Genomic DNA, 25496 nt, shown 5'->3' with positions numbered 1-25496 from the left:
GCAACCCTTGGTTAGGGCGCGTTTCTGCTAAGTGAAGAGTATTACCATCTCAGTTCGGCTTTGCAGGCGTTCCGCTGTGCCGCTTCGCTCAATGCAGCGCGCGCACCATGTAGACGGCAGGGATCTGATAGCTGGCCAGATTGTTGGCCTGCGGCTGATCCAGTTCGTCATGCGCGGCATAACCGAGGCGGGACCAGAAAGCTTCCGAATCCTGTACCGAGACCAGCGCCGAGTAGCGCAACTTCTGGGTACGGGCCTGCTCCAGGTTTTTCTGCACCAGGGCCGGGCCGATACCGCGGCCGCTGGCACGACGGGCGACAGCAAGGTCGTGCAGGTACAGACAATCGGCTTCGGTGTGATGCTGGAATTCGCCGTCCAGCGGGGTCACCTTGCCGACCCGCGAATGGTAGGCGAAGAGATAGGCGCAGACACCGAGGGCGTCTTCCGCTACCCAGGCCAGCTGAGGGCAGGCGGCGAGGCGGGTGCGGATCACCGCTTCGTCTTCAAGAACTGCAGCGGCATAGGATTCTTCCTGAATCGACATCACGGCAGGAATATCGCGCGCCTGCATCGCTCTCAACTGGAACATCTGAACACTCGAACGGACTCGGCCGGCTCTGCGACCGCAACGGGCCGGCGATCATACGCGATCGGAAGAATAGGCGTAAGCCAGCCGACGGAAGGCCTGATGCCGCATGCCTCACGAGCGTGGCGGGCGCTCGCAGGACGGTAAGAATGCCAGCGGAGATTCCGCCTCGGGGCCAGTGGCGAGCATCCGGGGCGGATCCATGGCGCTGCGTCGTGCTTCATCCACCTGCGGCTGGTCGGCGTAAGGCTCGCGGTGACTGACGTCAGCGCCTTTTGCGGGCATAATTCTTAGTTAGCTACTTATCCTTCTGAGTCCGTCATTGAATAATTCACACCATCCACTGCTTGGCGTCCTGCTCATTCTCGTTTCGTGCCTGACGCTTGCCACGCACGATGGGCTGTCCAAGTACCTGACGCAGCTCTACCCGGTGTTCCTGGTGATCTGGGCGCGGTACATGGCGCAGACGTTCCTGATGTTGGCGCTGTTCACGCCGCGCATGGGGCGCCGCGTCTTTCATACGCTGCGGCCCAAGCTGCAGCTGTGTCGTGGCATCAGCCTGGTCGGCGTCAGCATGCTGTTCATCAGTGGGTTGAGTTACATCCCGCTGGCCGAGGCCACGGCGGTAATCTTCCTGACGCCGTTGCTGGTGACCATCGCATCGGCATTGCTGGGCGAGCGGGTCAGCCGCAGCCAGTGGCTGGCGGTGGGCTGTGGTCTGCTCGGCGTGATGATCATCGTGCGACCGGGCGGTGCGCTGTTCACCCCGGCGATCCTGTTGCCCTTCGGCGCGGCAGTCAGCTTCACGCTTTATCAGCTGATCACCCGCCGGCTCAGCAGCACCGACCATCCCGTGACCAGCAATTTCCTCACCAGCCTGGTCGGCAGCGTGGTGATGAGTGTGCTGGTGATTTTCAATTGGCAGACGCCGACCCTGCATCACGCGCTGATGATGGCGGCGCTTGGGGCGATGGCGATGAGCGGGCATCTGCTACTAACCAACGCGTTCCGCTTTGCCAGTGCCGCGACGCTGGCACCGTTCACCTATGCACAGATCATCTTCGCCGGGGTCGTGGGCTTCTTCGCCTTCGGACATGTGCCGGATCTCGGTGCGATCGTGGGCATGGCGATCATCATCGCCAGCGGGCTCAGCATGGCCTACGTTCAGGGGCGCCAGCCGCGCCCTCGACTTGATACACCCGCGGATGTGTCGTAGGGCCCTCCGCGCAGCTTCCAACACGTGACCGAACAAGGGCGACTCGACCCTTGCGTGCGCTTTATCAGGAAAAACACATGCAACGAATTTCTCACCACACCCTGCGTAACGACTTCCGCCGGCTGCTGGCCTCGGACCGCTGTTATCACACCGCCTCGGTATTTGATCCGATGTCGGCCCGTATTGCCGCCGACCTCGAATTCGAAGTCGGCATCCTCGGCGGCTCGGTGGCGTCGCTGCAGGTACTGGCGGCGCCAGACTTCGCACTGATCACCCTCAGCGAGTTCGTCGAGCAGGCAACACGCATCGGGCGCGTGTCGCGCCTGCCGATCATCGCTGACGCCGATCATGGCTACGGCAACGCGCTGAATGTCATGCGCACTGTGGTCGAGCTGGAACGCGCCGGAATCGCCGCGTTGACCATCGAAGACACCTCGCTGCCGGCCAAATTCGGCCGCAAGTCCACCGACCTGATCGGCATGTTCGAGGCGGTCGGCAAGATCCGTGCGGCGCTCGAAGCACGTATCGATCCGGAGCTCTGCATCATCGCCCGCACTAACGCTGGCGTGATCGGCCTGGAAGAAGTGATCGCCCGGGTGCAGGCCTACGAGGCCGCGGGTGCCGATGCGATCTGCCTGGTCGGTCTCGAAGATTTCGAGCAACTCGAGCAGGTCGCCGAAAAGCTCAGCGTGCCCTTGATGCTGGTCACCTACGGTAATCCACGTCTGCGTGACAACGAACGATTGGCTGCGCTCGGCGTGCGGATCGTGGTCAACGGTCACGCCGCCTACTTCGCGGCGATCAAGGCGACTTACGACTGTCTGCGCGAGCAGCGCCAGATCGATGCGTCCGATCTCAACGCGTCGCAGCTGTCGGTCAAGTACTCAACCGCTGACGAGTACATGGTCTGGGCAGAGGAATACATGCAGGTCAAGGAATAACCGCCACCTGCAGCGCCGCCGCCAGCCGCCTTTGGAGACCCGATGAGCCCACGTCTGCTGACCTTCATGGTGGCCTTCGCCGCGTTCCTCGGACCCTTCACCCAAACGGTCTACGCGCCGATCCTGCCAGAGCTGGGGTCGGCGCTGGCGACCACGCCGCTGCTGATCAACCTCAGTATCTCGATCTTCACGTTTGTGCTGGCGTTCATGCAGATCGTCTACGGGCCGCTGGTGGATCGCAACGGTCGCAAGCCCACCCTGCTGCTGGGGTTGGCGATCTACGTCGGCGCCTCGCTGGGCTGCTTTCTGGCGCAGAGTATCGAATGGCTGCTGGTGTTCCGCGCACTGCAGGCGGTGGGAATCGCTGCCGGTGCGGTGGTGGCGGTCACGGTCATCGGTGATCGTTTCGAGGGTGCGGAGCGCGGCCGGGCGATGGGCTCATTCCAGATGATGGTGGCGCTGGGCCCGGTGCTCGGTCCGGTTGTCGGCGGCTTCATCGGCGAGCATGTGGATTTCCACTATGTGTTTCTGTTGCTGGCGGCGGTTGGTGCGCTCGTCCTGTTGGCCAATGGGCTCTGGCTGCAGGAAACGCGTCCGACCGACGTCACGCCCAAGGCCTTTCATCCTTCCGAGTACCTGGACGTGCTGCGCAACCGCCAGGGCCTGGCGATCATGCTGCTGAGCTTCGTGCAGTACTACGCCTTCTATAACTATCTGGTGTTCATGCCACGGGTGCTCGACACCAGCTACGGCCTCAGCGCCAGCGAAAAGGGGTTGGTTTTCCTGCCGTTGTCGATCGCGGTGGTGGCCGGCAGCTTCGCCGGTGGTCGGTTGTTGGCGCGCTGGCAGCCACGGCCGATGCTGCTACTGACCGCCAGCTGCAATGTCCTCAGTGTGCTGCTGTTTCTCGGCGTTGCTCAGCTGTCGCTTGCCTGGCTGGTGATGGCGGCGGCCGCGTTTGGCTTGTTCCTCGGATTGTCACTGCCGGTGCAGACCAGCCTGCTGATGGATCTGTATCCGCACAACCGCGCCACCGCCGTGGGCAGTTACAACTTCTTCCGTTTCATGGGGATGGCCACCGGTCCGGTGCTAGGGTCCTGGCTGTATCAGGATTCGAATCTGTCCCTGCTCTACGGCTTTGCGACAGCGGCCTTTATGCTGGCCGTGTTGCATGCACGGATGCGCTTTCGCTAGCCACTCAGAACAGTGCGCGCTCGGCCTTGAGCATGAAGAAACCTTCGCAATGGGCGTTCTGCCCGTTGTAGACGCCGCACTCCGGCCCGCTCAGGTTGGAGTCGGTATAGGACAGGTCCAGGTGAATGCCGAGCAGCGGACGGGACAGGTTCAGCGACCAATCGTCAAACACCCGCACGCTGCCGCCGACGTGGTACATCGGGCTGTCCATCGAGTGGCTGGCGTATTTCAGGCGCACGTCGAGGTCGAACGGCCGAAATGACCCGAGCTCCAGCAGCAGCGTGCTGTCGGTACGCCCCGGCGAACTGCTCAACGCGCCACCCAGACGGCTACCGGCCAGGTTGATGCCAGCGTAGTACTGATGCCGGTCCCAGTTTTCCATTTCAGGGAAGCTGTAGCGGATCACGCCCAGTTCGAAACCCGGCGTGTCGGCAAAGCGCTGCTGGGCGTAGCCGACATAGGTATTCAGCTCCAGTGTGCCTTGCAGAAGGCCCATGCTCGGCGCCCATTGACCCACGTACATGCCGCTGGTGTGGGCCAGGTCCAGGCCTCCGCGAAAGGTGCTTCCGGCGGTCGGGCTGACCAGGCCCTGGGCCATGCTGCGGGTAGGAGCCGTGCCGAGTTTAAGGTCGAACTGTCCGACTTCCCGCTCGACGATCTGTGGTTGACTGGCGCATCCGGCGAGGCCGAGTACCCATGCCATTACGAGTTTCTTGCTCATACACCGATTCACTGGTGGATTTGATACAAGCCGCCCGTTGGCGACCGCAAAAACGGCAAGTCCAGAGCGCCAGAGGTGGTGTCTGCGCTCGCTTGCCTGATCAATCGCGGGAAGGGTAGACGATGCAGCCTCGATGAGGTCCCCGCTCGTCGTTTTGACGCCAAGGTAACGACGGACGGGTGCCGGTTAGTTGGCGGGAGGTAATGCTGCCAAGTTGACGTTGCGTCGGAACGGTTGTCCGCGACGCCGATCTAACAGGTTGGTACCAAATGACCTGTCTTCAGGCAGGTGGGAGGCAATGATGGCCACGGGCTGGGCGAACGAAGGCGCCGTGCAGGAGCAGATCGACAGCACCATCGAAGATGCGGTCCAGCGAGCGCGTAGCCGATTGGGGCGAGGCGAAAGCCTGACGCACTGCGAAGAATGTGATGCGAAGATTCCTGAGGCGCGACGGCAGGCAGTCCAGGGCGTACGGCTCTGCGTGAAATGCCAGGCGGAACAGGATCTCCAGGAAGCGAAGTTCAGCGGCTACAACCGACGCGGCAGCAAGGACAGCCAGCTGCGTTGATCGCAGCGGAACGCTATCGGCGACAAACGAAGCAATTGCTTCATCAAACGATGCTGGCATGTGCGAAACCAGCGCTTCGTTCGCCGACCTTCGCTGGCCTCTGCGGGGCGATCAAGCAGATCGTGCCTAGCGCTGCGGCGACGCTCCGGTCGGCATGCTGAAGATGAAGGTGGTGCCGGCCTCAGATGTCGAGGCCGCGCGCATTGTGCCGCCATGCGATATCGCGATTTCGTTGATGATGTAGAGCCCCAGGCCTAGGCCGGACTGGACGCTGGAAGGTTCGCGCCAGTACGGTTGGAACACCTGGCGCAAGCGCTCGGGCGGGATCGGCGTGCCCTGGTTGTTCACCGCCAGGATGAAATCGCCGGCTTCGATGCGTGCGCTGACCGATATGCTGCCGTCCACCGCACCGTGCGTTAGCGCGTTGGCGAGCAGGTTGGACAGTAGCTGTGCCAGCCGATCCGAGTCGCAGCGGACGATGCCGAGCGGAGCAATATCAGCCTCGATCAAGCGCTGCGGATGGGCGCTTTGCATCTCGGAGACGATATGAGTCAGCACGCTATGCAGATTGCCGCAGTCGCGGAGGTTCAACGGGATGCCGTTGCCCAGGCGGCCGCGAGCGAAATCCAGCACGTCGTCCACCAGCCGCGAGGCGCGGCAAGTCGCGGTGAGCATATGATCGACGATGCGGGTAACCGAGGGCTCTTTCGAACGCCGCAGCAACAGCTGCGCCCCAGACATAATCGATGACAGCGGGTTGCGCAGGTCGTGGCCGAGCAAGGCGATGAACTGTTCGCGCAGTTCTGCCGTTTGCCTGGCATCAAGCAGGGCAGCCTCGGTTGCTTCGAACTGCTTCTCGGCCTCCAACTGACTAGATAGCAGCTTGGCAAACGATTCCATCATGGCCAATGTCGACTGCCTGGAGAAGATGGCAGGCAGCGGGTCGAGTGCGCAGATCGTACCGAAGAAACTACCGTCGGCGAGAAACACCGGCGCCGATATATAGCTTTCGAAACCGTAGAGCTTGGGCGTGTGATGGTTGCAGTAACGCTCGTCCTCGCTGGCCTTGCTTATGATGATCGTCTCGTGGGAGGTATGGATTTCGTGGCACAGCGTAGTGGTCACGTCCAGCTCGCCACCTACCTGCAAGCCGAAGTCGATCTTGTCGAGGACCGCACAGGCCGTCCACGAATCATGCGTAACCCGCGCAACGGCGGCGAAGCGTAAGCCGGTCGTTTCGGAAATAACCTGGAGGATGGCAGGCACCGCACTGATGCGGCTGATGATCGAAATGTCTTCGGTCACCGATCGGTTCATGCTGATCATCGTGGAAGTGTGGCGCAGCGGGTGGCTGGCCACTTTAACACGCTGAAAAGGACCGGCTGTCGCAGCCGGTCCGTTTACCTGCTTCAGCCATGCGGCGTCAGAGTAGGTGCCGCGCTTGCCGGTAGCGACTGCTTGCGCATCAGCAGATAGTGCACCGCGCCACCGAACAACGCGCCCAGTAGCCAGGCGAAGCCCGACAGGCTTTCCAGGCCGGGCGTCCAGACCGAGGCTACCGAAAATACCGAGCTGAGCCCGAACGCGATGATCGCTTTGCGGTTCCAGCCGGCGTTGAAGTAGTAGGTCGAGCCGGGCTCGGCCGAGAACAATTGCTGCACGTCCAGTTGCTGACGGCGCACCAGATAGTAATCGGCGACGATGATGCCGTACAGCGGTGCCAGCACGGCGCCCAGTGTGTCGACGAAGGCGGCGATGCCGACTGCGCTGATGAACGACACCCACAATGCACCAATAAAGAAGGCGATCGCGGCGGTAATGAAACCGCCGGTACGGGCGCTGATGCGTGCCGGTGCCAGGTTGGCGATGTCGTACGCCGGCGGGATGAAATTGGCGACCAGATTGATACCAACGGTGGCGGCGAAGAAGGTGATCGCGGCGATCAGCGTAAGGCCGACATTATCGATGCGTGAAACGATATCGGTCGGGTTGGTCAGCGTTTCGCCGAACACCACCACCGTACCGGCGGTAATCACCAGCGCGATCAGCGAGAAGATCGCCAGGCTGACCGGCAGGCCGAGGAAGTTGCCAATGCGCATCTGCCGCTCATTTTTCACGAAGCGGGCGAAGTCGCCGTAATTGATCACCACCGCCGCGAAGTAAGCGACCATGGTGCCGACCACCGCGGCGAAGGCTGCGATCGGACCGCCAGCGTAGCTGCCGGAGCCGCTGAAAATGCTGCCCAGCGCGCCGACCAGGCTCGGGCCGGCCTGGTAGCAGATGGCGATCATCATCGCGATCATCACCAGATAGACCAGCGGCCCAGCCCAATTCAGGAAGCGCGTCACCCAGTCGACGCCACGTACGAACAATGCGACTTGAAAAACGCAGACGATCACATAGGCGACCCAGTCGATCGCTGTCAGCCCCAGCAGCGTGGCTTCCGAGCCCGAGCCCGAGCCCGAGCCGAATAGGGTGCGAATCAGCAGCGCCACGGCGGTCGAGGCGAAATAGGTCTGCACGCCGTACCAGAAGATCGCCACGACGCCGCGCACGACCGCCGGGAAATTCGCGCCGCGCACGCCCATGCTGGCGCGCGCCATGACCGGGAATGGAATGCCGTACTTGACGCTGGGTCTACCGGTCAGCTGCACCAGGCCCATGACGATGAAACCGGCCAGCACAATGCCCGCCAACACCGCCCAGCCGTTCAGGCCGTAACTGATGAACAGTGTCGCGGCGAGCGTATAGCCGAACAGGCTTTGGATATCGTTGGACCAGACGTTGAAGATCTCGAACCAGCCCCACCTGCGCTTGGCGGGGGCGAGCGGGGCGAGGTCGGCGTTATACAGACTGGGATCGATCTGCTTGATCTGAAAGTCGTCGTGATTCATCTGTAGGCGCTCTGTGCAAGACTGTGGATTGTTTTTGTATGCAGTTCTTGTTTCGCATATGGCGGAGACCGCGAATTCAGGCCTTGTTGGCGCCGTCAGGAGCCTGAGACCTAAGCACAGCCTAGAAGCTTAATTTCAGATTCGCCTACACTTTGTATACATAAATAATCGTTTTGTTATGCGATTTAACCAGGGGCTGTCTAGCACGCGGCTTGCAAAGACTTCCACTGCAGCCGTCACCGCGAAAACGGCGTCGATATCCGCTCTGATCGAGCGGCCACTGATACTTGCCGGGGCATTATGGGTTGGATCTTCTGTTCAGTGTCAGCTGCATCACGGTCAGGTCCAGCCAGCGGCCGAACTTGCAGCCGACCTGGCGCATCTGCGCGGCATGGACGAAGCCAAGCTGCTGGTGCATATGAATGGAAGCGCGGTTCTCGCTTTCAATCGCGGCAATCATTACGTGCTTGTCCAGCTGCCGGGCGCGCTCGATCAACGCCTGCATCAGGCTGCGGCCGATGCCGCTGCCGCGGTGGTCCGCGCTGACATAGACTGAATGCTCAACGGTGTGGCGAAAGCCATCGTGGGGGCGCCAAGGGCCGAACGACGCGTAGCCGGCCACGCGCTGTTCGTCGTCAATGGCTACCAGCACCGGGTAGTTCTGTTCATGGCGTTCGGCCAGCCAGGCGCGGCGGTTATCGAGGTCGACGACGTGGTCGTTCCAGATCGCCGTGCTGTTCTGCACCGCATCGTTGTAGATTTTCAGAATGCCTTCGAGGTCGGCGTCCAGGGCGTCACGTATCTGCACGTTGATATCCTTCAAAGCGGTTCGGGGTCTTCGCGGTCTTGGCCGCAACATTCATTGACCTCACTATCACCGGATTGGTTGAGGCACGGCGACGAGCTTGTGTCGTCAGGCGACGGTGGCCTCGATCTGCATATCCGGAACCATCTACCGCGCACTGTCCATCGCTTGCGCAGGGTGTTGTGCCGAAGCGCATCAGCTCGGTTACCGTTTGGTCGTCGCGGGCGTTTTGGGGCAGGGCGGTCATGTAGAGCGTAGATCTGTAGCGTCGATCGAATTCTCCGAGCAATCGCCATGCCTTGCCCCATCCCGGTGCGCCACCGTTGCTGGCAGCCCCCCGTTGCGGTCCGCGAGGATATTCGAGTTGACCCAATGCCGAGGCGTGCGGTTGCACCATTTCGGTGCATCATGGCCGCAAACCTGAAAACGTGACTCGGTTTGGTGCGTTCAGCTTATCTGCAGACCCGTCTATGGCCGAGGTCCGCGCCCGCGCCGCTGAGTTTATGGCCTAGCCGTCGCGATCTGGCCATGCGCCAGCATCACTCCTTTTTATGGGCTTGTATCTGTTCCGAGCGGCTCGTTTGACGGGCCTGTCGGCGAGTGCCAATGTCAGTCGAGCGAATACTTCGACCGGCCCGGACCGGTCGTAGGGTCGCTCGGTGGTGGCACCCATAACAACAAGATCCACGGAGACGCCGCATTGAATCTATTGTTTCAGCAAGTGCTCAACGGCCTGACCCTGGGCAGCATCTACGGGCTGGTCGCCCTCGGCCTGACGCTCGTCTACGGCATCCTGCACATCCCCAACTTCGCCCACGGCGCGCTGTACATGGTCGGCGCGTTCGCGTCCTACTTCTTCATGACCGATATCGGCTTGCATTACTGGATCGCCATGCTGGCCTCCGGTGTGGTAGTGGCCGTACTGGCGGTGCTATCGGAGCGGCTGGTGTTTCACCCGCTGCGCAACGCGCCGCCGATTCACGACAAGATCGCCGCCATCGGAATCCTGCTGTTTCTCGAAGCGGTGGTGCAGATGCTCTGGGGCTCCGACTTCCGCCGCATGGCCTCGCCCTATGGCGGCATCCTCAACTTCGACGGGCTGATCATTCCCGAGCAGCGCCTGCTGATCATCGTCGGGGCCTTTACGCTGATGCTTGCTCTGCACCTGTTCCTGCGCAAGACGATGCTGGGTTCGACGATCATCGCGATGGCGCAGAGCCGTGAGGGGGCGTTCCTCGTCGGCATCGATGCCAACCGCGTGGCCATGTTGACCTTCGCCATCTCCGGCATGCTCGCCGCCTTTGCTGCGACGCTCTATGCACCGATCAACCTGGTGTATCCGGCGATGGGGCACCTGGTGATCATGAAGGCCTTCGTCATCATTGTGCTGGGTGGCATGGGCAGCATCCCTGGGGCCATTCTCGGCGCGATGATTCTCGGTTTCGCCGAAAGCTTCGGTGGTTTCTATCTGTCGTCAGACTACAAGGACATCATCGCCTTCTCGCTGCTGGTGGTGATTCTGTCGTTGCGCCCAACCGGGCTGTTCGCCAAGGGGGCTCACTGATGCATCGTTTCGCTTCGTTACTGACCGGCCCCGGCTGCAAACCGGTGCTGCTGGCATTCGCGTTGGCCTTCCCGCTGTTCGCCAAGAGCGAGTATCAGGTCTATGTGATGGCCAGTGCTTTTATCTGGGCAATCGCGGTCTATGGCCTGAACATCATCACCGGTTACTGCGGTCAGCTGAACCTGGCTCACGGCGGCTTCTTCGCCATCGGTGCCTACACCCTGGCGATTCTCACCGCTGACCATGGCTGGAATTTCTGGCCTGCTTTCGTGGCGGCCGCGCTGGTTTCGGCCGCCGTCGGTGCGCTGGTCGGCATCGTCTCGCTGCGCTTGAAAGAGCACTTCTTCGCGATCTTCACGCTCTGTGTGGGCTTCATCATTTACTTGTTGATCGACAAGTGGGAAGAGCTGACCCACGGCGCCATCGGCATTCGCGGTATCGCGGCGCCGGACGGCTTCGGGCTGGTGGATTTCAGCCAGACGGTGCCGTTCTATTACCTCGCGCTGCTGTTTCTGGTCCTGGCGATCTGGTTCGCCGGTCGCCTGGCGCGCTCGCTGTTGGGCCGTACCTTCATGGCCATCCGCAACGGTGATGCGCTGGCCCAATCGCTGGGCATCGACCTGATGCGCAACAAGCTGCTGGCCTTCGTCCTCTCCACCACCTATGCCGGTGTTGCCGGTGGACTCTACGCCTCGATGATCCGCTTCATAGGGCCGGAGGAAGCCAACCCCAACCATACCTTCGACATGATCACCTACCTGCTGGTCGGCGGCTTCGGCACCCTGTTCGGTCCGCTGGCCGGGACCGTCGGGGTCGTCTGGATCACCCAGTCGCTGCAATTTCTCGAAGACTACCGGATGATCATTTTTGGCCCGCTGATCGTGGTGCTGGTGATCTTCATGCCGCGCGGTGTGATCGGCACCTTCCTTGGCTGGAAGCTGCGCAAGGACACCGCAGCGGCACGTGCCAAGGACCCGCGCGGTGCTACCAAGGTCACCCCAGGCAACGAGGTGAACAACAATGCTTAAGGTCGAAAACCTGACCAAGATGTTCGGCGGGCTGGCGGCGGTACACGACGTCAGCGTCGAATTCGAGGCGCGCAAGATCAACGCCATCATCGGCCCCAACGGCGCCGGCAAGAGCACCTTCTTCAACCTGATTTCCGGCGTTCACAAGCCCAGCTCCGGGCGCATCCTGATCGACGGTCACGATGTCTCGCGGATGCGCTGCGATCGCGTGGCCCGGCTTGGCGTCGGCCGGACCTTTCAAACCACGCACCTGTTCGAGCAGGCCACGGTGCTGGACAACCTGATCGTTGGCCACCGTTTGCGCACCCGATCCGGCCTGTGGGACGTGCTGATCAACTCCAAACGCCTGCAGCAGGAGGAGCGCGAGTGCCGCGAGAAGGCCCGCGCCGCACTGGATTTCGTCGGCCTGGCGCATCTGGAGAACCGCGTGGTGCTGGACATATCCCAGGAAGAACGCAAGCGCGTGGCCTTCGCCCTGGCGCTCGCCACCGAGCCGAAGCTGGTGCTGCTCGACGAGCCGGCGGCCGGCGTCAACCCGGAAGAGACGGAGGGGCTCGCCCAGCTGATCCGCAAAATGCCCGAGCACGGCCTGACCGTATGCCTAATCGAACACAAGATGGACATGATCATGGGCCTGGCCGACAAAATTATGGTGCTCAACTACGGCGAGAAGATCGCCGAGGGTACGCCCGCCGAGATCAAGGCGAACCCGGCTGTCATCGAGGCCTATCTGGGGAGCGACTATGATGCTGCAGCTTGATCGGGTCGATGTCTGCTACGGCAGTTTCAAAGCGCTCACTCAGGTCTCCATGACCGTCGGCGCCGGCGAGCTGGTGGTGTTGCTCGGCGCTAATGGCGCGGGCAAGACCACCTTGTTCAACACCATCAGCGGCTTGCTCAAGCCGACAGCCGGCAGCATTACGCTGGAGGGCAAACGCATCGACGGACTCAAACCGTCGGGTCTGGTCGCAGCCGGCGTTGTGCATTGTCCGGAAGGGCGCAAGCTGTTCCCGCAGATGTCTGTCTCGCAGAACCTCGCCCTCGGCGCCTATCTGCATCGCCGCGACAGTGAGGGCAACAAGCGCAACCTGCAGGAAGTGCTCGACCTGTTTCCCATCCTGCACGACAAGCGAAACCAGCCGGCCGGCTCACTGAGCGGCGGCCAACAGCAGATGGTGGCGATCGGTCGGGCGCTGATGAGTCGGCCCCGGCTGCTGATGCTAGACGAGCCCTCGCTCGGGCTGGCGCCGCTGGTGGTCAATCAGATGTTCGAGGTGATCGCGCGTATCAACGCGTCCGGAACCAGCGTGCTGCTGGCCGAACAGAACGCCTTCGCTGCATTGAAAATCGCTCACCGCGCCTACGTTATCGAGGGCGGCAGCCTGGTGATGGAAGGCGATCAGCAGGCCATGCTGGGGAACGAAGCGGTGCGCAAAGCCTACATCGGCGCCTGATCAGTCGTAACCAAGGAGACAACAATGAAAACGCTCAAAGCGCTTGGAATGGCGATTGCCACCTTGTCCGCAGCCCATGTCGGTGGCGTATATGCCGAACAGACGCTCAATATCGGCTTTACCGGCCCGCTCAGCGGCGGCGCCGCGCTCTATGGCGAGAACACCCTGTCGGGGCTGCGCATGGCGGTGGACGACACCAACGAGGCCGGCGGCATCAAGATCGGTGACGAGACCTACAAGGTCAATCTGATCAGCCTCGACGACAAGTATTCACCGAGCCAGGCGGCCACCAACGCCAAGCGGCTGGTGAAGGAATCGAAAGCCGCTGCCGTGTTCGTCCCGCATACCGGCGGCGTGTTCGCGTTGCAGGATTTCAACGTCGCCGATAATTTCCTGATCATGGCCTACACCAGCGTGCCCTCGGTGACCGAGCAGGGTAACCCGCTGACGGTGCGCATCCCGCCGGAATTCACCGGCTATGTGGATGCCTTCTCCGACTACGCCCTCAAGCACTACGGCAAGAAGCTCGGCATCGCCGGCGCTACCCACGAGTACGCCAAAATCTGGACCGACATGATGACCAAGGCGTGGGAGCAGAAAGGCGGGGAGATCGTCGCCAGCAACCCCATGGACTACAACAAGTCGACCGACTTCTATACCGGGGTAAGTCGAGTGATCGCCTCGAACCCGGACGTGATGTTTGTCGGCGGCGCCTCGGAGCCCACCGGCCTGGTTATGCAACAGGCACGTCAGATGGGCTTCCAGGGCGGCTTCATCGTGATGGACCAGGCCAAGCTGGACGAGATCGCTGCCGTGACGGGAGGCCTGGATCTGCTGGAAAACTCCATCGGTGTCGTACCGCTGTCGGAGTATGACAGCGAGGTCGCGAAGGTCTTCGTGGAGCGTTACAAGGAAGCGCACGGCAAGGTGCCGGGCTCGGAAGCGGCCTACAACTACTTGGCTTTCCACGCCATGGCCAAGGCCATGGAGCTGGCCGGTAGCACCGAACCGCAGCAGGTCCGCGCAAAGATGGCCGAGGCGATCAGCTCCATGAACCCCAAGTACAACCTCTACTCGATCCAGGGCATCACCGAGGACGGCGGCTTCATCACGCCGACCACCATGGCCGTGGTGGAAAACGTCAAGATCGTTCGTAAGCAGATCGGGGAGTAGTGGGTTTCGCTGCGCCAAGATATTCCAGCCGCTTCAGGCGGGCCGTAGCGGAGCACCAGGGTGCCGTCGTGCGAAACAGGGCCAGCCGCCGCTCGGTGCACAGCGGTCGCATAGGGGTAGCGGGCAACGGTGGTCAGCGCATATACGACCGGGCGGGTGGCTTGCGGCTCCTGCGCTGTCGCCCTAGCATGGCCGGCCCGATTCGGAACCCTTGGTCATGCCACGTACTTCTCGCCCACGCCCGCCGCGGCTGGCTGGTACAGCCCAGCCGCGGCGTGTCGCCAAGGCGCCACCCGCCGAGCCGCGCCTGTTACTGCTGAACAAACCCTACGATGTGCTCACCCAGTTCAACGATGCCGACGGCCGCGCGACCCTGAAAGACTACGTCCAGGTACCGGGCGTCTATCCGGCCGGTCGCCTGGACCGGGACAGCGAGGGCTTGTTGCTGCTGACCAACGATGGACAACTGCAGGCGCGTATCGCTGATCCCAAGCACAAGCTGGCGAAGGCCTATTGGGTTCAGGTGGAGGGCGAGGCGAGTGAGGAGCAGCTGGCACGGCTGCGCGACGGCGTTGAACTCAACGATGGCATGACGCTGCCGGCCGACGCGAGGCTGCTGGCCGAGCCCGAGCTCTGGCCACGCAATCCGCCGGTGCGCTTTCGCAAAAGCGTGCCGACCTGTTGGCTGGAGCTGGTCATTCGTGAGGGGCGCAATCGCCAGGTACGGCGTATGACCGCTGCGGTCGGGTTGCCGACGCTGCGGCTGGTGCGGGTACGTATCGGCGACTGGGCGCTGGACGGCCTGCAGCCTGGGGAATGGCGCGAGGAGCCGGCGCGGCTACCGCGCCGGAGCTGACCCGTTCAATCAGTGCGGAATGCCCTGAGACACTTCGATGATATAGCCGATGACCGGCTTGGCGAGGAACGCGAACAGGCACAGACCCAGGCCCAGAAACAGAATCGCCGTGCCAAGCCGGCCGGCCTTCGACTTCTTGGCCAGGTCCCAGATGATGAACGCCATGAAGGCCATCAACCCGCCGACCAGGACGATCATCATCCACTTCTCGAAAACTTCCGGATCCATCGATTTCTCCGCTTGGCTAAGTCTGAATGCATACGACAACAGCTATGACAGCGGGCGGACCTGTTTTTTAGCGAGCGAGGCGCTTGTTCGAATATGGCGCGCGGGGGCATAGCAAGGCGGCGCGAGTATACGCCAGGACTGGTATCGATGCCGCTGATTGCGGCAATGGGTCTCAGGTGCGCAGGTGCTCCAGCGGCAGTTCGGTGCTCGACGACACTTGCCGCAACACGAAGCTGGAGCGAACACTGGAGACGCCTTCGATGCGCGTCAGAGTGCCGAGCAGGAAAGCCTGGTAGTGCTCCATGTCTGGCACCACCACCTTGAGCTGGTAGTCCGCATCCATACCGGTGACCAGGCTGCATTCGAGCACTTCCGCGCATTTGCCGATCACGCCTTCGAAATGCTCGAAGCGCTCGGGCGTGTGCCGGTCCATGCCGATCAGCACGTAGGCGGTGAGCGTCAGGCCAAGCTTCTTGCGATCCAGCAGGGCGACCTGGCGAGCGATATAGCCGTCATCCTCGAGTTGTTTGACCCGTCGTGAGCAGGGCGAGGGCGACAGCCCGATGCGCTCGGCAAGGTCCTGGTTGGAGATGCGGGCGTCGTGCTGCAATTCATGAAGGATGCGAAGGTCGTAGCGATCGAGTTTGCTCATTTTAGAAGACTCTCTTTGTTCCGTTGCGCGGAACTATGCGCAGAAGACGATAGATTGCGCAATGGGGTCTTATCTGAGCAATATTCGCAAGCATTTGCCGGCAGGCGGGACGTAAGCTTTATCCAACTTCAGCCCCCGGCAGAAATGACGCGGTACTTACCCCTCCGCGCCAACCGTATACCTTACCGAGGCTATCGGTCCGGGCCAGCACCGCTCACAAGGCGCTGCCGAAGAATCCGCCACAAGCGGCCAGCGAATTCAGAACAGTATTGAAAAAAGACCACGTCTCACCACGTGGTCTTTTTTATGCCTCGCCGGTGGGTTCCGGGGTTGGGCGTGGACTTACCACTTCCAGCGGATCGGCGTGCACCAGCACTTCGGCGCGCGGATACTGGTCGTGAATCGCCGCCTCGACCTGATCGCACAAGGCGTGTGCCTCGATCAGTGGCAGCGTGCCGGGAAGCTCCAGGTGCATCTGCACAAACCAGCGGGTGCCGGAGACCCGGGTGCGCAGGTCATGACAGCCGACCACACCGGGTACATCGCAGGCCAGCCGGTGCATGTGCTCGCTGATTTCCGGCGGTAGCTCAGTATCCATCAGCACCGCGCCGGCTTCGCGCACGATGCTCAGCGCGCTCCAGAAAATGTAGACCGCAATGGCAATGCCGAACACCGCATCCAAACGCTCCCAACCATAGCCGGCAAGGACCAGCGCCACCAGGATGCTGCAGTTGAGCAGCAGGTCGGAGCGATAGTGCAGCGAGTCGGCGCGAATCGCCGTGGAGCCGGTTTCACGCACCACATGCCGCTGATACGCCAGCAGCGCCACGGTCAGCAGCAGCGACAGCAGCATGACCGCGATACCCAGCGCCGGCGCGCCCAGTGGCTCCGGATGCAGCATGCGGTCGACGCCCTGAACGCAGACGAGGATGGCACTGACCGAGATGAACGCGCCTTGACCGAGCCCGGCCAGGGCTTCCGCCTTGCCATGGCCGTAGCGGTGATCTTCATCCGCCGGGCGCAGCGAGTAGTGCACCGCCAGCAGGTTGAGCAGTGATGCAGCGCCATCCAGCAGCGAGTCGGTGAGCCCCGCCAGCAGGCTCACCGAACCGCTCAGCCACCACGCCAGCGCCTTGCTGGCCGCCAGCGTCAGCGCCACGGCCAGCGCCAGCCGAGTGGCGCGGCGCATCAGTCGTGCATGTTCGGCGCTGACGCCCTTGCGCTCGCGGGTGTGTTGCATCAGGCGGCCGGACGCAATCCGAAGGCGGCTAGCTGCTCGACGCTACCGCTGTGCTGGATCAGGTGCGGATCGTTCAGCGGCAGGCTGCGGCCGGTTTCCTGCTCGATGATCGCCTTGAGCTTCGCCTGATCAATCACGCCGTCGGCGCCAATGGCTTCCTGGAGCTTTTCCGGCGCCATGGAGTATTCGTTGTCCGGCAGATAAATGGCGCCCGTGGCGAAGTCGATGCCGAAGGCGATCAGGCCGGGAATCACGTAGAACAGCAGGCCCACGGCATTGGCGACCGCGATGGCTGGGTCGATCTTGCCGTCGATCTGGCCTCGGCGGTCCGGGTAGAACAGCGTGCCGCAAGCGGTCAGTTGAGTGAACAGGGAGACGGCCAGCACGCCGCCGATGACACGGGAACGAGTACGCATAAGGACCTCCGGAGAAAGTGGCGCAACTATACAAGGGCTGCGTGATGTTTTCTCGACATCAGACAGCTCGGCCGAGCGCTCTGTTCGGCCTGGCGAGAATGCTTGCGACAGAGATAGCCCAGCCGCTTTCCACGCGCTGCGGATCGTTATAATCGCGGCCTTGAAAGCGGAGTCTCCATGATCGCCCTACCCATTGACCAAGCACTGCCGGCCCTGCGCCAGGCCCTGAGTGAACGTGACGAAGCCGTGCTGGAAGCCCCACCGGGTGCCGGCAAGACCACCCGCGTGCCGCTGGCCTTGCTCAACGAGCCTTGGCTGGCCGGGCAATCGATCGTCATGCTCGAGCCGCGGCGACTGGCGGCACGCGCCGCAGCCGAGCGCCTGGCCAGTGAGCTGGGCGAGAAAGTTGGTGAAACAGTCGGTTACCGTATCCGCCTGGACAGCAGGGTCGGGCCGCAGACCCGTATCGAGGTGGTTACCGAGGGCATTCTGGCGCGTCGCCTGCAGGACGATCCGGGCCTGGAAGGCGTTGGCCTGGTCATCTTCGACGAATTCCACGAGCGCAGCCTAGACGCCGACCTGGCGCTGGCCCTGACGCTCAATGCCCGCGATCTGCTCAGAGACGAGCCACTGAAGTTGCTGCTGATGTCGGCGACGCTCGAAGGTGCGCGGCTATCGAGCCTGCTCGACGAGGCGCCGGTGGTGCGTAGCGAAGGGCGCATGTATCCGGTCGTGCAGCGCTGGAGCCGAGCGTTTCAGGCCGGTGAGCGCCTCGAGCCGCGGGTGGTACAAACCATCATGCAGGCGCTGGATGAAGAGTCCGGTAGCGTGCTGGTCTTTCTGCCCGGGCAGGCCGAAATCCGCCGCGTAAACGACGCATTGAATGAACAGTTGTCGGGGCGTCACGACGTCATGCTCTGCCCGCTGCACGGCGAGCTGGAGTTGACCGCCCAGCGCGCAGCCATCGAGCCGGCGCCGGCCGGCAAGCGTAAGGTGGTGCTGGCGACCAATATCGCCGAGACCAGCCTGACCATCGAAGGTGTGCGGGTGGTGGTCGATGCGGGGCTGGCGCGGGTGCCACGGTTCGATCCTGGCAGTGGCATGACGCGGCTGGAGACCCGGCGCATATCCCGTGCCTCGGCGACGCAGCGGGCTGGTCGTGCCGGCCGCCTTGAACCTGGCGCCTGCTATCGGCTGTGGTCGGAGGACCAACACGCACAGCTGGCGGCCTACGGCGAAGCGGAAATTCTTCAGGCAGACCTGGCCGGAGTGGCGTTGCAGCTGGCGCGCTGGGGTGTCGAGCCGGACGAGCTGGTCTGGCTGGATCCACCACCGGCGGCAGCCTACGCCCAGGCGCAGGATCTCCTCGAACGCCTCGGGGCGCTCAGCCGTAACGCTCGCGGCAGCTGGCAACTGACCGCTCATGGCCTTGCCATGGCTGAGCTCCCCGCGCATCCGCGGATTGCTCATATGCTGCTGCGCGGTCACGCGCTGGGGCTCGGCGCACAGGCGGCCGATCTCGGGGCCTTGCTGGTCGAGCGTGACATTCAACGTGGCGCTGGCGCTGATATTTCCACGCGCCTCGCGCTGCTCGAAGGCCGTGGCCGGCATCATTCAGGCGTGGCGCGCGTGCGGCAACTGGCTCGGCAGTTTCGCAGCCTGCTGCGCGGTCCGGCCGGAACCGCCGCCGCCGATAGTGACGATCACCGCTGGCTTGGCGCGCTGCTGGCCTTCGCTTACCCCGACCGGGTCGCCCGGCAGCGCCGCGAAGGGGGTGGCGAGTACCGTTTGGCCAATGGTCGCGCGGCACTGTTCGCAGAGCCTGATGCGCTGATGAAAGAACCCTGGCTGGTGATCGCCGAGCTGGGCAGCCGTCAGGGCCAGCGCGAGGAGCGTATCTATCGCGCGGCGGCGTTGGACCCAAGCCTGTTCGACGAGGCGCTGGCCGAGCAGATCAGCCAACGCGACGAGCTCGAATGGGACGAGCGTGAAGGTGTGCTGAGGGCTGAGCGGCAGCGGCGGGTCGGCGAGCTGGTGCTCAGCCGTGAGCCTCTACCGGGGCTGGATGACGACGCGCGCGGCCGCGCCTTGCTCGGGTTGGTCCGGCGCAAGGGGCTTGAGCTGTTGCCCTGGACGTCAGATCTGCGCCAATGGCAGGCGCGTATCGCCCTGCTCCGGCAGATTGATTTAGGCATCAGTGGTGCCAGCGACTGGCCGGACGTCAGCGATGCCGCGTTGCTGGCTCGCCTGGAAGACTGGTTGCTGCCGTATCTGGGCAAGGTGTCGCGGCTGGCGCACTTCGCCCAGCTGGATCTCAAGGGCATGCTCTCGACCTTGCTGCCCTGGCCGTTGCCGCAGCGGCTCGACGAACTGGCGCCGATCGCCATTGCCGTGCCTTCCGGTTCGCGGATACGCCTCGATTACAGCGACTCACCGCCCGTACTGGCGGTGCGCTTGCAGGAGTTGTTCGGCCTGGCCGATACACCACGGATCGCCGGTGGTCGGCAGGTGGTCAAGTTGCACCTATTGTCACCGGCACGCCGGCCGGTGCAGGTCACTCAGGATCTGGCGAGCTTCTGGGCCAACACCTATGGTGAGGTGAAGAAGGATCTCAAGGGTCGTTACCCCAAGCACTACTGGCCGGATGATCCGTTAGTCGCCGAACCTACCGCGCGGGCCAAGCCGCGCGGGACCTGAAAGCAGCCCCAGGCCTCAAGCAGAACCGAAGCGTAAGCTGGCGCAGCTCAGCCTCGCCCATACGGCTTCGCTTGCCAGCTGTCTTTATTCGTCCGGCAGGCTCAGGTTTTCCCCGGAAGCCACCATCTCGGCATAGGCCTGATCCAGCGCATCGACCACGGTTCGGCTGTCGTCGGCATGACGCGAGACGATGAAACGAATGGCTACCCTGTGCAGCTCCACGTGGGGCAATGCCGGCATGCCGAGACGCTGAAGCGCCTGGTTAACCGGGATTTGGTAGTCGAGCAAATAGTCGGCGCGGCGATGTTTGAGCATCTCCAATGCCGAGGTGTGAGTGCTGGTACGGTGCAGGCGAATCCCTAGTTGCGGGTCATGCAGCATCCGGTTCACCTGCGGCCAGTAGTTATAGCCGCCGATGATGATGATGCCACGCTTGCGCAGGCTGTCCGGCACCTCTGGCCGTGGGGTGTCGGGGCGGTGATAGAGGTTGAGGCTGATCTGCGCGAGGGTTTGACGACCCTCGATCGTATCGGCCTGCAGCTCCGGTTTGCCTGGCGCGCCCGGCCAGAGGTCGACGGTGCCGCTCTTCAAAGCGCCATACAGGCGTGCGCTCGGTAATCCACGAAACTGCGCCTGATAACCGGCATGCTCGAGTACGCGACGGGTGAGTTCCACCACTGGCCCCTGCGGTCGGCCTTGCGCATCGCTGTAGATGGCTGGGGGAAAGTCGTAATAGCCAACGGTCAGGGTTCGTGGCGGCTCGGCCTCGGGCGCGGCAAAGCAAGGCCCTGCCAGAGCCGCTGCAAAAAGGATCCAGAGTAAAGGCTTCAAGGTAATTCACTGCCCCTTGTGGTTTGCGCGTCGGCAAGCATGGTCGCCCGGCGTTTCGCTGTCCATAACCGCAGCGCCCGGTCGAGTAGCAGCAGCACGATGTTCCGGCGCTCGCGAAGTGGGCATGCGATCGCGCGGGTCAGTGACGGGCTGACTATGCTGAAGATATGTGCGGCACGACGGCTGGCAGGTCGTGAGTGCTTTGATCAAGTTCGGATGGGGTGCTCCATGTATCGCAAGGTTTTCGCCAGCAAGGTGTTCGATCGCAAGGTGGTGCTGATTACGGGTGGCTGCGCCGGGATCGGTCGTGCGCTGGCCGAGCGAATGGCTCAGGCCGGAGCGCGGGTCGTGATTTTCGATCTCGAGCAGAACGCCATCGATGGGTTGGTACAACACCTGACAGACCACCACAATGCCGATGCACTGGGTTTGCGCTGCGATGTCTCGGATGCGGCTGCGGTGCAGCAGGCCGTTGCGCTGGTGGTGGAACGCTTCGGCGGCATCGACGTGCTGATCAACAATGCCGGCATTACCCATCGCAGCCGCGTCGCCGAGACCAGCCTGGCGGTGTTCGAGCGGATCATGGCGGTCAACTTCTATGGTGCGTTGCATTGCACTCAGGCTGCACTGCCGAGTTTGATCACGCGGGAAGGGCAGGTCATCGTGCTCAGCTCGCTGTCACAATACGCGCCGGTGCCTGACCGTGGCGCCTACAACGCCAGCAAGCATGCGCTGCACGGGCTGTTCGAAACCCTGCGCAGCGAGCTGGCCGATACCGGGGTCAATGTGATGCTGGTCTGTCCCGGTTATACCGCGACCGATCTGCGCAAGAATGTGCTGATCGGCGACGGCTCCACCGCGGCACAGCCGGTGCTGACGGTGGGGCGGGTGTCATCACCGCAGGATGTCGCCGAGTCCATCTATCAGGGCGCGCTGAAGCGGCGCCAATTGCTGGTGCTGTCCAATCTCGACTGGCGTGCACGGCTGGTGGCGCGCTGTTTTCCACGGCTATTCGAGCACCTGCTATTGCCGCGGCTGGCGGGTGCTCGGAGTTCGACGAGTGCCGGCTAGGCTATTGAGCGTCGCCGTAGAGCTGCTGGGCCCGCTCCATGTCCCAATAGGCGGCCTCGATCTTGTGGCCGTCGAGGTCGCGCACGAAACAGCCGTAATAGGGCTCGCCATATTCCTCGCGTGGCCCCGGTGCACCTTCGTCCGTTGCGCCAGCGGCCAGCGCGGCGCGATGGAAGGCATCGACCGAAGCCTTGTCTGCGGCGAAGAAGCCGATATGCGTGCCGTTGCCGACGGTGGCTGTCTGGGCGTTGATCGGTATTTGCAGCCAGAACTCGGGATATTCGCGGCCCCAGGCGATCGCCCCCGGGTGGGCCATGATGCGCTTGCAGCCCAGAGTGGCGAGGGTCTGGTCGTAGAAGGTGGCGGCGTCCTCGAAGCGGTTGCTGCCGAGGGATACGTGGGACAGGATGCTGGGGTTCTGGTCAGCCATGGTGGAGCCCTCCGGAAAGGAATGGATCACCAAGCCTAGCCCGCCGGATCGTTGCTCGCCGCCTGGCCCTCAGCTTTCTTCGTTGCGGCCGATGACCGGCTCGCTGCAAATCATGAAGCAGCGAAATAGCACCACGGTCGCCAGCAGTTGCACCAGTCCGACGGCGCTGTCGACGAGCACCGCCAGCAGCCCAGGGGGCGTCTCGCCGGCCCAGAATTGCGCGGCGAGCCAGGCTTCCAGCACCCATAGCGGCAACAGAACCACGAGGATGCAGCCGAACACCAAGAGAAAATGGCCACGGGTCTGCAGGAAGCTTTCCTTCAGAGCAGCCAGTGGGGTCAGGCCACGGAGCACCAACAGGTATTCGGCGAATGCGATCTTGACCATCACCCAGAGCCCCGGCAGCACGAACAGCGAGGCGCCGAGCATGATCAGCAGGGTGCCTAGCCCGGCCAGCACAGCCATTGATGGCCATAGCGGCAGGGCGCGCATCAGGACCTCGCGCAGCGGCGGCGCATGGCCGCGGCTACGGGCGTCGAGAAACAGGATCAGCGCGCCGATATAGAGCGGATAGAAAATCAAGCCGACCAGCAGCTCCTGCGCGGGCACTGCGTCCCGGCCGAACAGATGGTCGACGGCCAGACGGGCGCAGCTCTCGAGCGCGATCAGTGGCAGGCAGAGACGCGCGATGGACGCCAGGTTGCGGGAGTAGAAGAACCAGGCGTCACGGAGGATGGACAGAACATTCATCGCGGCAGAACAACTCTCGGAAGAACAGGCGCGCACTTTAGCCCAAGCAACCGACCGGCGACATGTGCGGTATTGCCGTCCATACTGGTCAGCCCTTTCACCGCTTGGGTCGCTGCGTGAAGAAGATCGCCCTGTTTGCCGATGTGCAGAACCTCTACTACACGGTGCGCCAGGCTCACGGCTGCCATTTCAACTATGCCGCGTTGTGGGCCGAGGTCAGCGCGCGCGGCGAGATCGTCGAGGCCTATGCCTATGCCATCGATCGGGGTGACGCCAAGCAGCAGCAGTTCCAGCAGATCCTGCGCAACCTCGGCTTCACCGTGAAGCTCAAGCCCTATATCCAGCGCAGCGACGGCTCGGCCAAGGGCGACTGGGATGTGGGAATCACCATCGACGTACTGGACGCCGCGGGGCGTGTCGATGAAGTGGTGCTGGCCTCAGGCGACGGTGATTTCGATTTGTTGCTTGAGCGCGTGCGCGCTGGTGGCGCCGAGGCGACGGCTTATGGCGCGCCGGGCCTGACGGCAAACTCGTTGATTCGCGCCGCGACCCGCTATGTGCCGATCGAAGGCAAGCTGCTGTTGCGCTAAGCGCAGCCGTAAGCTTGAAGCTTGAAGCTTGAAGCTTGAAGCTTGAAGCTTAAAGCGAACGCCGAACTTGCTCGCACGCTGATGGGCTTCAAGGTGTAGGCCGGGCCGCGTCTTGCCGACCCGCCCCGACCCGCCCCGACCCGACGAGCAAGGTCGCGGTGGATGTAGAAAGCGACATCCACCCTGCGCTTGGCTTCCAGCTTCCAGCTGCCTTTCCGAGTAAACTGCCCACCTCGTTTTCGTACTCCCGGTTCTCGCCATGACCTTCGCCTCCCTGGGCCTGATCGATCCGCTGCTGCGCACCCTCGAATCCCTCGACTACACCAAGCCAACGCCCGTCCAGGCCAAGGCGATTCCTGCCGTGCTCAAGGGTCGCGATCTGATGGCCGCGGCGCAGACTGGCACCGGCAAGACCGCCGGTTTCGCCCTGCCATTGTTGCAACGGTTGCTCCACGAAGGGCCGCAAGTGGCGAGCAACTCGATTCGCGCGCTGGTGCTGGTGCCGACCCGCGAGTTGGCCGAACAGGTCCACGAGAGCTTCAGCACCTACGGGCAGAATCTGCCGTTGCGCACCTATGCGGTCTATGGCGGGGTCAGCCTCAACCCGCAGATGATGGCGCTGCGCAAGGGCATCGACGTGCTGGTGGCGACACCGGGGCGCTTGCTCGACCTGTATCGGCAGAACGCGGTGAAGTTCGGCCAGGTGCAGGCGCTGGTGCTGGACGAGGCCGACCGCATGTTGGATCTTGGTTTCTCGCAGGAACTCGACGAGCTGTTCAGCGCGCTGCCGAAGAAGCGCCAGACACTGCTGTTCTCGGCGACCTTCTCCGATGCCATCCGGCAGATGGCTGGCGAGCTGTTGCGCGATCCGCTGTCGATCGAAGTCAGCCCGCGCAATGCTGCCGCCAAGACCGTCAAGCAGTGGCTGGTGCCTGTGGACAAGAAGCGCAAGGCCGAGCTGTTCCTGCATCTGCTGGCGGACCGGCGCTGGGGCCAGGTGCTGGTATTCGTCAAGACCCGCAAGGGCGTCGATCAGTTGGTGGATGAGCTGCAGGCCGAGGGCATCGCCAGCGATGCGATTCACGGCGACAAGCCGCAGGCCTCGCGACTGCGCGCGCTCGAGCGCTTCAAGGCCGGCGAAGTGCAGGTACTCGTGGCCACCGACGTGGCTGCACGCGGATTGGACATCCATGACCTGCCGCAAGTGGTCAATTTCGACCTGCCCATCGTCGCCGAGGATTATGTGCATCGTATCGGCCGCACCGGCCGTGCCGGCGCGACGGGTGAAGCAGTGTCGCTGGTGGCCGCCGACGAAGTCGATCAGCTCGCGGCCATCGAGACGTTGATTCAGCAGGTACTGCCGCGCCACGACGAGCCAGGTTTCGTCCCTGATCATCGAGTGCCGACTACTCAGCCCGGTGGACAAATCATCAAGAAGCCGAAGAAACCGAAAAAGCCCAAGACCGCCGCTGGCAAAGGCCGCGTTCATCTGGGCAATTGGTTCGATGAGAGCGAAAAACCCAACGCCAAGCCGATTCGCAAGGTTCCGAGCCTGGGCGGGGCGAAGCCGGCGAAGAAGCGCTGACGGAAG

General features: G+C 62.9%; 26 protein-coding genes. 14 read left to right on the top strand and 12 right to left on the bottom strand.

Annotated features, from left to right (window positions below; translation table 11 throughout):
• Positions 1 to 88: 88 nt before the first annotated feature.
• Complete coding sequence (locus DQ405_RS11190) at positions 89 to 571, bottom strand: GNAT family N-acetyltransferase (RefSeq protein ID WP_168424410.1); 483 nt, start codon at positions 569 to 571, stop codon at positions 89 to 91.
• Positions 572 to 908: 337 nt separating this feature from the next.
• On the opposite strand from DQ405_RS11190, the gene DQ405_RS11185 reads away from it, so the two are divergent.
• From DQ405_RS11185 to DQ405_RS11175, 3 genes are all read left to right on the top strand, one after another.
• Positions 909 to 1802 (top strand): DMT family transporter, encoded by an 894-nt coding sequence (locus DQ405_RS11185; RefSeq protein ID WP_168424295.1) that lies wholly within the window; start codon positions 909 to 911, stop codon positions 1800 to 1802.
• A gap of 77 nt (positions 1803 to 1879) precedes the next feature.
• Complete coding sequence (locus DQ405_RS11180; RefSeq protein ID WP_168424294.1) at positions 1880 to 2743, top strand: isocitrate lyase/PEP mutase family protein; 864 nt, start codon at positions 1880 to 1882, stop codon at positions 2741 to 2743.
• A 42-nt stretch (positions 2744 to 2785) separates the two neighbouring features.
• A complete protein-coding gene (locus DQ405_RS11175) occupies positions 2786 to 3937 on the top strand; it encodes an MFS transporter (protein ID WP_168424293.1) in 1152 nt (383 codons plus the stop codon).
• A 4-nt stretch (positions 3938 to 3941) separates the two neighbouring features.
• Here the strand turns inward: DQ405_RS11175 and DQ405_RS11170 are convergent, their stop codons facing one another.
• A complete protein-coding gene (locus tag DQ405_RS11170; protein ID WP_168424292.1) occupies positions 3942 to 4658 on the bottom strand; it encodes a TorF family putative porin in 717 nt (238 codons plus the stop codon).
• A 301-nt stretch (positions 4659 to 4959) separates the two neighbouring features.
• On the opposite strand from DQ405_RS11170, the gene DQ405_RS11165 reads away from it, so the two are divergent.
• Positions 4960 to 5226 carry a DksA/TraR family C4-type zinc finger protein gene (locus tag DQ405_RS11165; protein WP_168424409.1) on the top strand — a complete coding sequence of 89 codons (267 nt, stop codon included), beginning with the start codon at positions 4960 to 4962 and terminating at the stop codon, positions 5224 to 5226.
• 126 nt (positions 5227 to 5352) lie between these two features.
• Here DQ405_RS11165 and DQ405_RS11160 read toward each other — a convergent pair whose 3' ends face one another.
• The 3 genes from DQ405_RS11160 to DQ405_RS11150 form a co-directional block, all read right to left on the bottom strand.
• Positions 5353 to 6543 carry a GAF domain-containing sensor histidine kinase gene (locus DQ405_RS11160; protein WP_168424291.1) on the bottom strand — a complete coding sequence of 397 codons (1191 nt, stop codon included), beginning with the start codon at positions 6541 to 6543 and terminating at the stop codon, positions 5353 to 5355.
• 92 nt (positions 6544 to 6635) lie between these two features.
• Positions 6636 to 8120, bottom strand: a complete 1485-nt coding sequence (locus DQ405_RS11155; protein ID WP_168424290.1) for an NCS1 family nucleobase:cation symporter-1 — start codon at positions 8118 to 8120, stop codon at positions 6636 to 6638.
• Positions 8121 to 8418: 298 nt separating this feature from the next.
• Positions 8419 to 8979, bottom strand: a complete 561-nt coding sequence (locus DQ405_RS11150; protein ID WP_168424289.1) for a GNAT family N-acetyltransferase — start codon at positions 8977 to 8979, stop codon at positions 8419 to 8421.
• 646 nt (positions 8980 to 9625) lie between these two features.
• Here DQ405_RS11150 and DQ405_RS11145 point away from each other — a divergent pair.
• The 6 genes from DQ405_RS11145 (at position 9626) to DQ405_RS11120 (ending at position 15000) form a co-directional block, all read left to right on the top strand.
• Positions 9626 to 10489: a branched-chain amino acid ABC transporter permease gene (locus DQ405_RS11145; RefSeq protein ID WP_168424288.1), complete on the top strand. Its 864-nt coding sequence runs from the start codon at positions 9626 to 9628 to the stop codon at positions 10487 to 10489.
• Complete coding sequence (locus DQ405_RS11140) at positions 10489 to 11517, top strand: branched-chain amino acid ABC transporter permease (protein ID WP_168424287.1); 1029 nt, start codon at positions 10489 to 10491, stop codon at positions 11515 to 11517. Before DQ405_RS11145 ends, DQ405_RS11140 begins: the two co-directional genes overlap by 1 nt.
• Positions 11510 to 12277, top strand: a complete 768-nt coding sequence (locus DQ405_RS11135; protein WP_045163780.1) for an ABC transporter ATP-binding protein — start codon at positions 11510 to 11512, stop codon at positions 12275 to 12277. The genes DQ405_RS11140 and DQ405_RS11135 overlap by 8 nt, the downstream gene beginning before the upstream one ends.
• Positions 12261 to 12971, top strand: a complete 711-nt coding sequence (locus tag DQ405_RS11130) for an ABC transporter ATP-binding protein (RefSeq protein WP_241729940.1) — start codon at positions 12261 to 12263, stop codon at positions 12969 to 12971. The genes DQ405_RS11135 and DQ405_RS11130 overlap by 17 nt, the downstream gene beginning before the upstream one ends.
• Positions 12972 to 12995: 24 nt before the next feature.
• Positions 12996 to 14144, top strand: a complete 1149-nt coding sequence (locus DQ405_RS11125) for an ABC transporter substrate-binding protein (RefSeq protein ID WP_168424286.1) — start codon at positions 12996 to 12998, stop codon at positions 14142 to 14144.
• Positions 14145 to 14361: 217 nt separating this feature from the next.
• Complete coding sequence (locus DQ405_RS11120; protein WP_168424285.1) at positions 14362 to 15000, top strand: pseudouridine synthase; 639 nt, start codon at positions 14362 to 14364, stop codon at positions 14998 to 15000.
• A gap of 9 nt (positions 15001 to 15009) precedes the next feature.
• On the opposite strand, the gene DQ405_RS11115 is transcribed toward DQ405_RS11120, so the two are convergent.
• The 4 genes from DQ405_RS11115 to DQ405_RS11100 all read right to left on the bottom strand — a co-directional run bounded on the left by DQ405_RS11115 (position 15010) and on the right by DQ405_RS11100 (position 17536).
• Positions 15010 to 15228, bottom strand: coding sequence for a DUF2788 domain-containing protein (locus tag DQ405_RS11115; protein WP_168424284.1), 219 nt, complete (start codon positions 15226 to 15228; stop codon positions 15010 to 15012).
• A gap of 172 nt (positions 15229 to 15400) precedes the next feature.
• Complete coding sequence (locus tag DQ405_RS11110; RefSeq protein ID WP_168424283.1) at positions 15401 to 15880, bottom strand: Lrp/AsnC family transcriptional regulator; 480 nt, start codon at positions 15878 to 15880, stop codon at positions 15401 to 15403.
• A gap of 304 nt (positions 15881 to 16184) precedes the next feature.
• Positions 16185 to 17120 (bottom strand): cation diffusion facilitator family transporter, encoded by a 936-nt coding sequence (locus DQ405_RS11105; protein WP_168424282.1) that lies wholly within the window; start codon positions 17118 to 17120, stop codon positions 16185 to 16187.
• Positions 17120 to 17536, bottom strand: coding sequence for a polyribonucleotide nucleotidyltransferase (locus DQ405_RS11100; protein ID WP_168424281.1), 417 nt, complete (start codon positions 17534 to 17536; stop codon positions 17120 to 17122). Before DQ405_RS11100 ends, DQ405_RS11105 begins: the two co-directional genes overlap by 1 nt.
• A gap of 177 nt (positions 17537 to 17713) precedes the next feature.
• On the opposite strand from DQ405_RS11100, the gene hrpB reads away from it, so the two are divergent.
• Positions 17714 to 20233: an ATP-dependent helicase HrpB gene (gene hrpB, locus DQ405_RS11095; RefSeq protein ID WP_168424280.1), complete on the top strand. Its 2520-nt coding sequence runs from the start codon at positions 17714 to 17716 to the stop codon at positions 20231 to 20233.
• An 84-nt stretch (positions 20234 to 20317) separates the two neighbouring features.
• Here the strand turns inward: hrpB and DQ405_RS11090 are convergent, their stop codons facing one another.
• Positions 20318 to 21064, bottom strand: a complete 747-nt coding sequence (locus tag DQ405_RS11090) for a substrate-binding periplasmic protein (RefSeq protein WP_168424279.1) — start codon at positions 21062 to 21064, stop codon at positions 20318 to 20320.
• 228 nt (positions 21065 to 21292) lie between these two features.
• Here DQ405_RS11090 and DQ405_RS11085 point away from each other — a divergent pair, with 228 nt between their 5' ends.
• Positions 21293 to 22135 (top strand): SDR family oxidoreductase, encoded by an 843-nt coding sequence (locus tag DQ405_RS11085; RefSeq protein ID WP_168424278.1) that lies wholly within the window; start codon positions 21293 to 21295, stop codon positions 22133 to 22135.
• A gap of 1 nt (position 22136) precedes the next feature.
• Here DQ405_RS11085 and DQ405_RS11080 read toward each other — a convergent pair whose 3' ends face one another.
• Positions 22137 to 22565: a VOC family protein gene (locus DQ405_RS11080; protein WP_168424277.1), complete on the bottom strand. Its 429-nt coding sequence runs from the start codon at positions 22563 to 22565 to the stop codon at positions 22137 to 22139.
• Between the two features lie 69 nt (positions 22566 to 22634).
• Positions 22635 to 23315, bottom strand: coding sequence for a YciC family protein (locus tag DQ405_RS11075; RefSeq protein WP_168424276.1), 681 nt, complete (start codon positions 23313 to 23315; stop codon positions 22635 to 22637).
• Positions 23316 to 23377: 62 nt separating this feature from the next.
• Here DQ405_RS11075 and DQ405_RS11070 point away from each other — a divergent pair, with 62 nt between their 5' ends.
• Positions 23378 to 23905: a LabA-like NYN domain-containing protein gene (locus DQ405_RS11070; protein ID WP_174824667.1), complete on the top strand. Its 528-nt coding sequence runs from the start codon at positions 23378 to 23380 to the stop codon at positions 23903 to 23905.
• A 259-nt stretch (positions 23906 to 24164) separates the two neighbouring features.
• On the top strand, positions 24165 to 25490 hold the full coding sequence (locus DQ405_RS11065) for a DEAD/DEAH box helicase (RefSeq protein ID WP_168424274.1): 1326 nt from the start codon (positions 24165 to 24167) through the stop codon (positions 25488 to 25490).
• Positions 25491 to 25496: the final 6 nt, after the last annotated feature.

The organism is Pseudomonas sp. SST3 (genome assembly GCF_003325755.1).
The sequence above is the reverse complement of the archived record's forward strand: the minus strand, read 5'-3'. Positions and strand labels throughout refer to the sequence as shown.

What these genes read in the sequence shown, in the direction of transcription:
- DQ405_RS11190 (WP_168424410.1), bottom strand. Translation starts at nt 571, where the DNA reads ATGCAGGCGCGCGATATTCCTGCCGTGATGTCGATTCAGGAAGAATCC.
- DQ405_RS11180 (WP_168424294.1), top strand. Translation starts at nt 1,880, where the DNA reads ATGCAACGAATTTCTCACCACACCCTGCGTAACGACTTCCGCCGGCTG.
- DQ405_RS11175 (WP_168424293.1), top strand. Translation starts at nt 2,786, where the DNA reads ATGAGCCCACGTCTGCTGACCTTCATGGTGGCCTTCGCCGCGTTCCTC.
- DQ405_RS11170 (WP_168424292.1), bottom strand. Translation starts at nt 4,658, where the DNA reads ATGAGCAAGAAACTCGTAATGGCATGGGTACTCGGCCTCGCCGGATGC.
- DQ405_RS11165 (WP_168424409.1), top strand. Translation starts at nt 4,960, where the DNA reads ATGGCCACGGGCTGGGCGAACGAAGGCGCCGTGCAGGAGCAGATCGAC.
- DQ405_RS11160 (WP_168424291.1), bottom strand. Translation starts at nt 6,543, where the DNA reads ATGAACCGATCGGTGACCGAAGACATTTCGATCATCAGCCGCATCAGT.
- DQ405_RS11155 (WP_168424290.1), bottom strand. Translation starts at nt 8,120, where the DNA reads ATGAATCACGACGACTTTCAGATCAAGCAGATCGATCCCAGTCTGTAT.
- DQ405_RS11150 (WP_168424289.1), bottom strand. Translation starts at nt 8,979, where the DNA reads ATGTTGCGGCCAAGACCGCGAAGACCCCGAACCGCTTTGAAGGATATC.
- DQ405_RS11140 (WP_168424287.1), top strand. Translation starts at nt 10,489, where the DNA reads ATGCATCGTTTCGCTTCGTTACTGACCGGCCCCGGCTGCAAACCGGTG.
- DQ405_RS11135 (WP_045163780.1), top strand. Translation starts at nt 11,510, where the DNA reads ATGCTTAAGGTCGAAAACCTGACCAAGATGTTCGGCGGGCTGGCGGCG.
- DQ405_RS11130 (WP_241729940.1), top strand. Translation starts at nt 12,261, where the DNA reads ATGATGCTGCAGCTTGATCGGGTCGATGTCTGCTACGGCAGTTTCAAA.
- DQ405_RS11125 (WP_168424286.1), top strand. Translation starts at nt 12,996, where the DNA reads ATGAAAACGCTCAAAGCGCTTGGAATGGCGATTGCCACCTTGTCCGCA.
- DQ405_RS11120 (WP_168424285.1), top strand. Translation starts at nt 14,362, where the DNA reads ATGCCACGTACTTCTCGCCCACGCCCGCCGCGGCTGGCTGGTACAGCC.
- DQ405_RS11115 (WP_168424284.1), bottom strand. Translation starts at nt 15,228, where the DNA reads ATGGATCCGGAAGTTTTCGAGAAGTGGATGATGATCGTCCTGGTCGGC.
- DQ405_RS11110 (WP_168424283.1), bottom strand. Translation starts at nt 15,880, where the DNA reads ATGAGCAAACTCGATCGCTACGACCTTCGCATCCTTCATGAATTGCAG.
- DQ405_RS11105 (WP_168424282.1), bottom strand. Translation starts at nt 17,120, where the DNA reads ATGCAACACACCCGCGAGCGCAAGGGCGTCAGCGCCGAACATGCACGA.
- DQ405_RS11100 (WP_168424281.1), bottom strand. Translation starts at nt 17,536, where the DNA reads ATGCGTACTCGTTCCCGTGTCATCGGCGGCGTGCTGGCCGTCTCCCTG.
- hrpB (WP_168424280.1), top strand. Translation starts at nt 17,714, where the DNA reads ATGATCGCCCTACCCATTGACCAAGCACTGCCGGCCCTGCGCCAGGCC.
- DQ405_RS11085 (WP_168424278.1), top strand. Translation starts at nt 21,293, where the DNA reads ATGTATCGCAAGGTTTTCGCCAGCAAGGTGTTCGATCGCAAGGTGGTG.
- DQ405_RS11080 (WP_168424277.1), bottom strand. Translation starts at nt 22,565, where the DNA reads ATGGCTGACCAGAACCCCAGCATCCTGTCCCACGTATCCCTCGGCAGC.
- DQ405_RS11075 (WP_168424276.1), bottom strand. Translation starts at nt 23,315, where the DNA reads ATGAATGTTCTGTCCATCCTCCGTGACGCCTGGTTCTTCTACTCCCGC.
- DQ405_RS11070 (WP_174824667.1), top strand. Translation starts at nt 23,378, where the DNA reads ATGTGCGGTATTGCCGTCCATACTGGTCAGCCCTTTCACCGCTTGGGT.
- DQ405_RS11065 (WP_168424274.1), top strand. Translation starts at nt 24,165, where the DNA reads ATGACCTTCGCCTCCCTGGGCCTGATCGATCCGCTGCTGCGCACCCTC.